This is a genomic window from Curtobacterium sp. MCBA15_001 (genome assembly GCF_001864835.1).
In the GTDB taxonomy this organism is placed as follows: Bacteria; Actinomycetota; Actinomycetes; order Actinomycetales; family Microbacteriaceae; genus Curtobacterium.
Genome location: NZ_MJGI01000022.1, coordinates 29,674 through 40,254, shown reverse-complemented (window position 1 = coordinate 40,254; position 10,581 = coordinate 29,674). Strand labels below are relative to the sequence as shown.

10 protein-coding genes are annotated in these 10,581 nt (G+C 69.9%); 2 read left to right on the top strand and 8 right to left on the bottom strand.

Annotated features, from left to right (window positions below; genetic code table 11):
• Positions 1 to 34: 34 nt before the first annotated feature.
• On the top strand, positions 35 to 949 hold the full coding sequence (locus tag BIU90_RS08705; protein ID WP_071299846.1) for a cation diffusion facilitator family transporter: 915 nt from the start codon (positions 35 to 37) through the stop codon (positions 947 to 949).
• Positions 950 to 1,226: 277 nt separating this feature from the next.
• On the opposite strand, the gene BIU90_RS08700 is transcribed toward BIU90_RS08705, so the two are convergent.
• Together BIU90_RS08700 and BIU90_RS08695 are read right to left on the bottom strand one after the other, a co-directional pair.
• On the bottom strand, positions 1,227 to 1,814 hold the full coding sequence (locus BIU90_RS08700; protein ID WP_071299845.1) for a hypothetical protein: 588 nt from the start codon (positions 1,812 to 1,814) through the stop codon (positions 1,227 to 1,229).
• 58 nt (positions 1,815 to 1,872) lie between these two features.
• On the bottom strand, positions 1,873 to 3,135 hold the full coding sequence (locus tag BIU90_RS08695) for an MFS transporter (protein WP_071299844.1): 1,263 nt from the start codon (positions 3,133 to 3,135) through the stop codon (positions 1,873 to 1,875).
• Between the two features lie 81 nt (positions 3,136 to 3,216).
• Here BIU90_RS08695 and BIU90_RS08690 point away from each other — a divergent pair, with 81 nt between their 5' ends.
• Entirely contained in the window at positions 3,217 to 4,092 is an 876-nt protein-coding gene (locus BIU90_RS08690; protein WP_071299843.1) for a LysR family transcriptional regulator, read from the top strand.
• A 71-nt stretch (positions 4,093 to 4,163) separates the two neighbouring features.
• On the opposite strand, the gene BIU90_RS19240 is transcribed toward BIU90_RS08690, so the two are convergent.
• The 6 genes from BIU90_RS19240 to BIU90_RS08665 form a co-directional block, all read right to left on the bottom strand.
• Positions 4,164 to 4,742, bottom strand: coding sequence for an HNH endonuclease (locus tag BIU90_RS19240; protein WP_175470169.1), 579 nt, complete (start codon positions 4,740 to 4,742; stop codon positions 4,164 to 4,166).
• Positions 4,743 to 4,869: 127 nt separating this feature from the next.
• Positions 4,870 to 6,066, bottom strand: a complete 1,197-nt coding sequence (locus tag BIU90_RS17880) for an AAA family ATPase (protein ID WP_083403812.1) — start codon at positions 6,064 to 6,066, stop codon at positions 4,870 to 4,872.
• Positions 6,067 to 6,266: 200 nt separating this feature from the next.
• Positions 6,267 to 7,649 carry a DHA2 family efflux MFS transporter permease subunit gene (locus BIU90_RS08680; RefSeq protein ID WP_083403833.1) on the bottom strand — a complete coding sequence of 461 codons (1,383 nt, stop codon included), beginning with the start codon at positions 7,647 to 7,649 and terminating at the stop codon, positions 6,267 to 6,269.
• Between the two features lie 61 nt (positions 7,650 to 7,710).
• Complete coding sequence (locus tag BIU90_RS08675; RefSeq protein ID WP_071299841.1) at positions 7,711 to 7,974, bottom strand: hypothetical protein; 264 nt, start codon at positions 7,972 to 7,974, stop codon at positions 7,711 to 7,713.
• Complete coding sequence (locus BIU90_RS08670) at positions 7,971 to 8,612, bottom strand: DUF308 domain-containing protein (protein WP_071299840.1); 642 nt, start codon at positions 8,610 to 8,612, stop codon at positions 7,971 to 7,973. Before BIU90_RS08670 ends, BIU90_RS08675 begins: the two co-directional genes overlap by 4 nt.
• Before the next feature lie 152 nt (positions 8,613 to 8,764).
• Positions 8,765 to 10,339 carry a DUF11 domain-containing protein gene (locus BIU90_RS08665; RefSeq protein ID WP_071299839.1) on the bottom strand — a complete coding sequence of 525 codons (1,575 nt, stop codon included), beginning with the start codon at positions 10,337 to 10,339 and terminating at the stop codon, positions 8,765 to 8,767.
• Positions 10,340 to 10,581: the final 242 nt, after the last annotated feature.

The following is a 10,581-nucleotide window of genomic DNA, read 5'->3' as shown; positions in this document are numbered from 1 at the left end:
CACGCCGTCGGTCCGGGTCCCTACGATTGGGCGCATGGGACACGACCACGCGCACGGGCACGCCGGCGCGAACGAGCGCGCGTTGCTCGTGGCGTTCTGCATCTCGGCGACGATCCTCCTCGCCGAGGTCGTCGGCGCCGTCGTGACCGGGTCCCTCGCGCTGCTGGTCGACGCCGGGCACATGGTGGTCGACACCGGCGGGATCGGCATCGGGCTCGTGGCCACGCGGCTGGCTCGGCGCTCCCCGACCTCGCAGCGCACGTGGGGCTTCCAGCGGGCCGAGGTCCTGGGGGCGACGGCGCAGGCGGCGATCCTGCTCGCCGTCGGGGTGTTCGTCATCGTGTCGGCGATCCAGCGCCTGTTCGTCCCCGCCGAGATCCACGCCGGGCCGCTGCTCGTGTTCGGCGTCATCGGACTCGTCGGGAACCTCGTCGCCTACGCGGTGCTGATGCGGGCCTCGGGCGAGAACTTCACCTCGCGGGCCGCCCGCCTCGAGGTGCTCAACGACACCCTGGGCTCCGTGGCCGTCATCGCCGCGGCCGTCGTCCTGGCGCTCACCGGGTGGGAGCGGGCGGACTCGGTCGCGGCGCTCGTGATCGGCGGGCTGATCCTGCCGAGGGCCGTCCGGCTGCTGCGCGAGACCGCGAACGTGCTGCTCGAGTCGACGCCGCCCGGGCTCGACCTCGAGGACGTGCGGTTCCACATCCTCGAGCTCGACCACGTGATCGCGGTGCACGACCTGCACGCCACGCTCGTCGCCACCGGGGTGCCCAACCTGACCGCGCACGTGGTGGTGGACGACCACTGCTTCACGACGGCGCACGCCCCGGCGATCCTCGACGAGCTGCAGCGGTGCGTGGCGGAGCACTTCGACGTGCCGGTCGAGCACTCCACGTTCCAGCTCGAGCCCGCGTCGCACCAGCGGCACGAGCACGACGTGCACGCGTAACGCGGGGCGGCGGCGGGTGCGTGCGGTGGCGGGTGCGTGCGGTGGCGGATCGGCGTGCCGACTCGGAACGACATGCCCGCTGTCGTACGACAGCGGCTTCGTCGCGCGGGCTGCAGCGCTGCGAGGGATGCGACAGGTCCGACGTCGTACGACAACGGCGGTGTCGTACGGAGTCGGCGGCGCGGGTCGGCGAGCGCGGGTCGGCGAGCGCGGGTCGGCGGCGCGGGTCGGCGGCGCGGGTCGGCGAGCGCGGGCCGACTGGTCGCGCGCCGCCCCGTCAGCAGTCGTCGGTGCGGGTCGGGTAGGCGGTGATGACCCGGTCGGTGGTACGCGACACGATGACCTTCACGAAGCCGTCCGGCGCCGGAGTCGAGTCGTCGTCGAACCGCATCGCCGCCGCGTAGCAGACCTTGCCGTCCCCGGCGTCCCGCGGGAAGCCCGGTCGCGGGTCCGTCAGCGCGGTCTGCACAGCGGTCAGCATCGCGTCGTCCCAGTCGCGGTCGCCCCGGCCTCCGAGCACGTCCTGCCAGTCCGCGGTGTGCCGCACGCGGATGTGTTCGTAGCCCTGGCTGTTCGTGCCGCACTGCAGGACGACGTCGCCGAGCGCAGTGGTGTCGTACCGTGCCACGTCCGCGCGGCTGCTGGTGTCACAGCGGTCGAGGACGCTCGCCCCCGGCAGGTCCGGCCCCCGGAGGTCGATCACCACGACGCCGTCCGCGGTCGCCCGAGCGGTGGGCACCGACGACGCGAGCACCGGGTCGTCCGTCCGCTGCTGTGCGGTCAGCGCGAACCCGCCGGCCACCAGCCCGGCCGCGACGAGCGCGGCCAGCCCGGTCAGGACGGATCGGTTGCGGCGGGACGGCATGCGGCCAGTATGCCGGAGGCGAGCGGGGCCTCCCGGCCGGCCGGGAGGCTCGGGGACCTCAGGCGCGCGCGGCCAGTCGGATCCCGGCCACGACGGCCAGGACGGAGACGAGCACCACGTACCCGATCAGGACGGGGAGCGTCGGGAGCACCAGGAGCGCCGCGCCGACCGCGACCACGGGCACCGTCAACCCGGCGTAGGCGATGAGGAACACCGCGGCCAGGACACCGCCGCGCTGGTCGGGGTCCGCCAGTGCTCCGGCGCTGCCGATGGACGCCCGGAACAGCAGGCCGACACCGGCGCCCGCGACGACGCCTCCGCCGATGAAGCCGGCGACCTGCAGCACGACGGCCGACACGGCGAGCACCGCGAGCCCACCGACGAGCAGGACCATGCCGAGCCGGATCTGCGTGCGCGGTGCCAGGCGGGCGAAGACGACCTGCGAGAGCGCGCTCGCGGCGAAGACCCCGAAGGTGGTCGCACCGGCGGCGAGCCGGTCGGTGACGTGGAACGTGGTGCCGAGGAACGTCGGCGCGACCGAGGTGAACAGGCCCTGCACCGCGAGCGCAGCGAACGCACCGGTGCCGGCAGCCCAGAACGCCGCGGTCTTGCCGGCCGGCGCCTGGATGCGCTGGGGCCGGTAGGGCACGGGCTGCTCGGGACGGTCGACGGTCTCCGGGGCGACGAGGACCACCACGAAGGCGACCGCGAGCGCGACCACGAACACCGCGTACGGCACCAGGAGCGGACGGCCGACGAACTCGGCGAGCGCGCCACCGACCAGCGCTCCGAGCGACAGGCCGCCGAGGTTGACGACGCCCGCGACGACGCTGGCCCCCTTCGCAGAGTCCTCGTCACCCGTCGCCCGCACCCGCAGCTCGCCGAGGTGGGCCGTGGCCGTCGCGGTCAGGGTGCCGATGCCGAGGCCGGTGACGAGCCGCGCGACCACCAGCCCGCTGACGTCGTTCCAGACCAGGAACAGCGCGGCGGCGACGAGTTCGAGGGCGATGGACACGAGGATGAGCGGCTTGCGCCCGTGCACGTCGCTGAGGTGTCCGGCGAGCCAGAGCGACCCGACGACGCCGACGCCGTACGCCGCGAAGACGACCGTGGTCGTGAACGTCGGGAAGCCGTCGCGCGCTTGGTAGATGACGTACAGCGGGGCGGGGACGGTCGCGAAGGCCATCACCGTCAGGAACGCGAACCCGACCGCCCAGAACCCGACGTCGTGCCGGCGGCGGGTGTGCGCCGGTCGCCCGCGCGGGGCTGGTGCGACGGCGTCGCTGGTGGACGCGGTGGGCTGGTGCGTGGTCGAGGACATGCTCCGATGATCGTCCGTCCGGAGCATCGAGTCCAACGGATGCTCTTGATGTGCGCTATCGATCTGGTCGATGATGTCGGGATGGAGACCCGTCTGCTCGAACAGTTCGTGGCCGTCGCGGCGGAGGGCAGTGTCACCCGTGCGGCCGAACGGCTCTGGGCGGCGCAGTCGACGGTGTCGGCCGGGTTGGCGAGCCTGGAGCGGACGTTCGGCGTGCGGCTCTTCGACAGGACCGGACGGCAGCTCGTGCTCACCGCCGCGGGCGAGGACCTGCTCCCCCACGCCCGCGCCGTGCTGGCGTCGCTCGACCGGATGCGGGACCTGGCGAGCTCCGACGACGCCGACCTGCGCGGCCGGGTGCGGCTCGGCATCTTCACGAGCATGGACGTGGTCGACCTGACCGGGGTGCTCCGGACCTTCCGCGAGCGGCACCCGCTGGTGACGGTGGAGCTGATGACCTCGCCGTCGGGGACGACCGGACTGGTGCAGGACCTGGCATCGGGCCGGCTCGACCTGGCGTACTCGGGGCTGCCGACCGTGCCGCAGGGCATCGTCGTGGAGCCGTTGCGCGAGATGCCCTTCCGCGTGTTCCTGGCGTCGGACCACCCGCTGGCCGATCGGGCCTCGGTCTCCCTCGCCGACCTGGCCGACGAGTCCTTCATCGACACCGCACACGGGTTCGGCAACCGGCTGATCCTGGACCAGGCGTGCGAGCGGCTCGGCATCCGCCGTCGCATCGTGGCGGAGATGAACGACATGCCCGCGGTGGTGCGGTTCGCGGCAGCGGGTCTCGGGATCGGGGTGGTACCGGACGCCGGGGTGCCCCACGACGGGGTCGTGCTCGAGCTCACCGACGCGGTGGAGCCCCTGCGGGTCGGACTCGCGATGCGGGGCGACGTCGAGCCGACACGGGCGGTGCGGACCCTGGCGCAGCACATCGTGGCTGCGCGGACCTGAGCGGCTTGGCCGCTCACGCGCCTCGCCGCCTGTCGGGTCAGGCGTCGAGCAGGGGTGCGACCCGGTCCATTTTATAAGAACGCTTCTACGACGAGCTGTTTCGTAATCGCCGAGTATGGAGACTCCCTCCCACACAGACTAGACGGTTCTGCTCGGAGGGCGGTCCATTCGTCAAAATCCTCAGAGTCAAGCGCGGCCTTCAATTTGGCCAGGCGAGGAGCAACGATCAAGTTCACGTGATCGGAAAGCTTACGAGAAAGTCTATCTCGATCGAGCGAAAGGACGCGGATGGTCTCAAGTCCCCGGGGCGACAGAGCCGCATACCGCCACACGCCTCCCAGATTGACGAACTGAAGATGGGGTTGCGGATCTTCCCGAGTCGGGTCAACAACGGCTGACCGCTCAGTCGCCTCCGGCAGGTTCTGCCGCGGTGTCAAGCGGGCCGCACCGCGTACGAGCGGCCACCGATTCCACTTCAGGTTGTTGCACGACCGGCAAGCGACAAGCAGATTCGACAATTCGAAAGCGAGCCACCAGTAGAGGGCTCGCCCTTTCGGTCGGATGTGATCAACTTCGACAGCTCGCTCGTCGAGCAGCGACTCGCACCATCCACACTTCCCCGCCTGCGCGGCTTCCAGAGCGGATCGCATCGAAAGCCACGCTGCTGCGGCGGAGCGCTCCTGAGGGACGTCCCGCGCGTGATCGTCGGAAAGCGTCGAGAGGCGATTCTGGGCCGCGAGCAGAATCGACGTGGGAGTGAGCCCTGATCGATCCAGTCTAATCATTGTCGATGAGCCTCTTTCGCCCGTCCCACGCGGCCTGCAAAAGGGCGGCAATTTCAGGATCGGGGTCAACCCCCATCGCCTTCGATTGCGCAAATAGGCGCTCGCGTTCTATGTACTCATCATTGCTTGCGCGCGGCACGCCAAATACAGCGTCATAAATCTCGTCAGCATCGAGCGCTTGAAGTCGCTCATCAAGCAAGTCAACTTTGACGTCGCCGTCGGCGGCTACGGTCAGAACCTGCACTTCACCTGGTTCGGCGCTCCCTACGACGAGAGGTGAGTGCGTAGTAACGATGAATTGACACTCTGGAAATACTTCGCGAAGGAGGGGAACCACACTGCGTTGCCAACGAGGGTGAAGGTGGGCCTCAATCTCGTCGATCAGGATGATCGCATTGAGTTCGCCAGGCTTCGGAACGACGCCAGAATGAAGCGCCGCTTGGGTGAGAATTTCAAGCACGATCGTAAGCATGGCTTGATAGCCGTCACTGAGGTCCTGTACTGCGACCTTGGCCTGATAATTGTTTCCATACCGCAGGCCAAAGCGCTCCTGCTCCAGGAGTTGTGCGTTGGTCGTCACGCCACCGTTTCCTCGGAGTTCAACAGCATCCACGAGTGGAAACATGTGCTCTCCAGAACTCTCCAGCTCGTGGGTGATGACGTCCCTGACCACTCGAGCAAAATTACGGCGCTCATTCTTTGATGTAAATTGTGCAAACGCGTCGTGGGCGAGTAAAGGAAGATTCGGATCGAAGAGCCCCCGAACCCGCTCTACCTCAAAGTTCTCACTTTCTGGCAACTCGCCAGGGTTAGCGATTCGTCGACGAGCAGAAAATGCTAGCAGCAAGGGCAGTTCGACCGAACTCGTGGTGGCCTGCTCGACGTACGACCCACGACGATTGGAAACAGTTTTCCTGAACTCATGATCGGGCCCGACGTTCACGCTCAACGAAGCAGTCGTGCCTTCTGGTGAACCCTGTCGCACCATCACCCAGGGAGAGTTGTTCAGAGCCGTCAGTGGCCGGGGATCCATCAAGGCAAAGACTATCGCTTGCAACAGGCTCGACTTACCCGTGCCATTCTCGCCCACGAGGATATTCCACCCCCCGCCAGGGTTGTCGGCCGCACGAAGCTTCAGCTCGATCTCGTCGAAGCACCGGTAGTGTTCGACCTTCAATCTGGTCAGCATGTTGGCCCTTCAGCTTTTGATTGAATCGATCTTTGCATGTCGGCGTCGTCTCAGCTGACTTCGAGACGGCGCGCCGATGTTCGCACCACCCCCCTTGTTGCTGACCGACCACGAAGCCTGCGAGGGACCACGATCGCTAGACCTTCCGAAGCAGGGTCCTTTGGGCGCTTCCGTGGTTCTCGAAGATTACGCGCCTCGGGTCAGGCGTCGAGCAGGGGCGCGACCCGGTCAGCCGAGCGCCGCGCCACCGCCGAGGACGTCACGAACCCGACGACGACGATCGCGGCGCCGATCCCGACGACGATCCACCACATCGCGTGCGTGGCCACCGCGAAGTCGGCACCGACGCTCGCCACCGCGCTCGCGCCGGTGACGGTGCCGGCCAGCGCGACGCCGAGCGACACCCCGGTCTGCCGACTCGTCGACGCGACGGCCGCAGCGGAACCCGCCTGCGCCCGGGGCATGCCCGACACCGCGGTGTTGGTGATCGGCGCGTTGACCATGCCGAACCCGAAGCCGAACAGCACGAACGCCGCGACCAGGACGAGCATGGGCGTGTGGGCGTCGATCGTCGTCAGGACCAGCCCCGCGCCGAGGATGCCCACGCCCGCGAGCACGAGCGGGACACGGGTGCCGACGGACGCCACGAGCCGACCGGACAGCGGCGACACGAGCATGGTCGCGACGGCCGCGGGCAGCGTCCAGAGGCCGGCCTGGAACGGGGTCATGCCGCGGACCTCTTGCAGGTAGAGCGCGTTGAGGAAGAGGAAGGCACCGTTCGCCCCGAAGGCCACGACCGCGGTGACGACGGCGGACGAGAACGGGATGCTCCGGAAGAAGCGGACGTCGATCAGCGGTTCCTGACGGCGTCCCTCCACCACCACGAGCAGGACGAGGGCGGCAGCGGCGACGACGAACAGCCCGAGCGTCCCGACCGAGGTCCAGCCGAGCCGGGGTCCCTCGATCAGTCCGCCGACCAGGGTGGCGAGGAGCACGATGACGATGCCCTGCCCGAGCGGGTCGAGCCGCCGGGGCTTCGGCGACCGCGACTCCGGGACGAACAGCGCCGTCAGGACGATGGCCGCGACACCGATCGGCACGTTGATCCAGAAGATGGCCCGCCACCCGACCGTGTCGGTGAGGGCGCCGCCGACCAGCGGCCCGAGGCCCATCGAGACGCCGACCACCGCACCCCAGACGCCGACGGCCTTCGCGCGCTCCTTGGCGTCGTCGAACGTCGCCGTGATGATCGACATCGCGACGGGGTTCATCATCGAGCCACCGACGGCCTGCACCATCCGGAACACCACGAGCCAGCCGACCGACGGCGCAAGCGAGCACAGCAGCGAGCCGACCGAGAACAACGCCAGGCCGATCTGGAACGTCCGCCGCCGTCCGATCCGGTCCGCGGTGGACCCGGACAGCAGGAGCAGGCTGGCGAGGACGAGCGTGTAGGCGTCGATCGTCCACTGCAGCCCGGAGATCGTGCTGCCGAGCTCGCGGCCGATCGACGGCAGCGCGACGTTCACCACGGTGGCGTCCATCGAGACGATGAACAGGCTCATGCAGCAGACCGCGAGGATCAGGTAGCGATGGCGGTACCGCGCCGGGAGCTCCCGCGCGCCCTGGGACGGGCGCCGGACGTCAGTGGAAGCCGTCGCCGTCTCCTTCACCAGGGGTCTTGTGTCCGCCGAGCATGTCGTTGTCGTCCTGGTCGCTGGTCGACGCGAGCTGCAGCATGGCCAGCACGACCACCACGACGATGAACGCGACGCCGAGGAAGATCAGGGACAGCGTCACCTCTCTCGTGGAGAAGAGCACGACGAGCCCGACGAAGACCGCGACGATCGCGGAGATCCCGAGGAGCTCGGCCGGGCGCAGGCGGTCACGACGGCTGGGGGTGGTCATGCGTGTGGTGCTCCGTCCGGGGACGGCGCCGGAGCGACGGTCCCCCACTTGTGCGAGAGGCCGGCGATCACGTGGAAGACCGCCGCGATGGCGAAGTAGGCGCCGAGCAGGCCCACCAGGACGACCGAGGCGTCCAGGGTGCCGGAGACCCGCTCGATGCCGCCGAGCTGCTGCGAGTAGTCGGGCGGTGTGACCAGGAAGGCCACCGCGAGCAGCAGGGTGAGTCCGCCGATGGTCATCCAGTCGCGGGCGAACGGCGACCGGCGTCGGGCACGGAGGCCCTGCGCGAGCTCGAGCGCCCCGGTCAGGACGGCGAACACCACCAGCACCGCGATGAATGCCGTGAGCCCGAAGCCGTTGCACGCGATCGCCACGATGCCGGCGACCACGGTGATGACGGACTGCGCCAGGGCGGTCCGCCGCGAGCGCGGGTCGTCGCGCAGCCGCGTGGCGCTGCCGACGCCGAGGACGATGCCCTCGACGACCGCGAACACCCCGAACAGCAGCAGGCCGTAGCCGGCGGCGTGGTTGGACGAGAAGGTGATGACGAGCGCGATCACGGCAGCCGGGACGGCCCGGAGGACGGGGATCGGCCAGTACCGCGCGCGCTGGTGTGCGTCGGCGACGGAGTCGGACACGAAACCTCTTTCACAGCATGCGGATCGTGTCATCGATCCTACCGCCGCCGCGCATGTGCCCTCTCCGTGTGGATCGTTCGTCGGGGCCGCGGAACTGAGGATGCTCCGACCTGGGCAGCCGACCCCGTGCCGGCCGGCTGCCCAGGTGCGCCTCACTCGACCGGTCCGCTGCGCGGCGTCGTCCGCGTCCGGCGACGGAGCGCCCAGACGAGCCCGGCACCCGCCAGCAGGAGCACCGTCCCCACGGTGGCGAGGACCGTCAGCCCCTCGGTACCCGTGTACGCGAGCGGCCCGTGCTGCCCGTTCGAGCCGGCTCCGCCACCGCTCCCGGTCGTGGCGTGCCCCGCGGCGCCGGGCGTCGGCGGGGCGGTCGGGGCGGCGGTCGGTGTCGGCGAGGGCGATGGGCCGTCCGGGTCCACGACCGCGATGTCGACACCCGGCGAAGGGTCGCCGCCGTCCGGGTCCGTCGGCGACGACGCGGTCGCGGTGTTCACGACGTCCGAGCCGTCGCCGCGGTAGGCCGGGTCGAGTCGGGCGTGGAACCGGAACGCGGCGGTGCCGTCGGGGGCGAGGTCCCCCGTCAGGCGACACGTCACGTGCTGCCCCTCGGCCGTGCAGTCGTCGTCACTGCCCACGAACGCGAGCGGTGTCGGCAGGTCGTCGACCACCGTGACCTCGTGTGCGACCGCCGGACCGTGGTTCACCGCGGTGACGGTGTACTCCAGGTCATCGCCCGGACGGACGCCGGTGGACGGTGACACGGACTTGTCGGTGCCGAGCTGCGCCTCGGCCCGGACCGGGGCGCTGGCGACGGAGACGTTGTCGCGTTCGTCGATGTCGGCGAGGTGCGGGGCGGTCGCGATCGTCGCCCGGCTGTCGAGCGTGCCGGTGGCGGCAGGGTCGACGGTGCCCCGGACCTCGATCCGTGCCACGGCGCCGCGGGGCAGGGTCAGGTCGGTGGCCACGTCGCCGGTGCCCGATGCGTCGCCGCAGGTGTCCGGCGTGCTGCACGACCAGTGCACGTCGTGCAGGGCGTCCGGGACGTCCACGGTCAGCGGGCTCGGGGTGGAGTCGTTGACGCCGACGTTCGATGCCGTGACCGTGTAGGCCAACGGCGCTCCGGCGGTGGCGGGCGGCAGGGTGTGCTCGACACGCAGGTCCGCGGGCTGCCAGACGCGGAGTGCGTCGATCTCGTGTACGTCGACGTACGAACCGGTCGCACCCGCGAACCCGAGTCGGAGCGTGTCCGGCAGCGGTGCCTGGCCGTCGCCGTGGAGCGGGACCCGGTCGAGGACGGTCCGCATGGTGCCGTGGTCCTCGAGCCGGACCGTGGCGAAGAGCTCTCCGGCGGCGCCGGGGACCAGGCTGACCCGGACCGTGCGCGGCGTGGCCCCGGCGCTGGCGACACCACCGGGTGCCGGAGCACCGGCCACGTAGCGGTAGCCGACCAGGCCGTCGCCCGAGCCGCGGACGACCACCGCGTCCGGGGTCGGGCCGGGACCGCTTCCGTTGATCGGCTGGGAGAAGTTGCCGTAGCGGTCGAGTGCGACCGCGGCGAACCCGCCGGGGATCCCCGCGACGCCGCACGGCCCGTTCCCCTGGTTGTCCCTCGGCACGCAGGTGTAGCCGAGGCCGGTCCCCGGAGCGCCGACACCGGCGGGCGCGGCACCGTCGGCCAGGTACATGACGAGCCCGTCGGCCTTCCGCCCGTCGCCGGTGGAGTACATCGCGTAATCGTGCGCACGTGATGTGGGGTGTTGTCGGGTCATGCGAGGCCCGAATTCATGCGCAAGTAGCGGCGGTCAGTGAGTGCGGATGACAGCCAGATGATGGAGCTTTTGCGGACTAGCTGCGGACTCGCCACGATGGGCACATGACCGAGTGCGTGCACATCTGGGTGAAGCCGGGCATAGACGACGGGGGTCCGCGAGATCCGCACGTCCCCGAACACAGGGTGTGCGCACGCTGC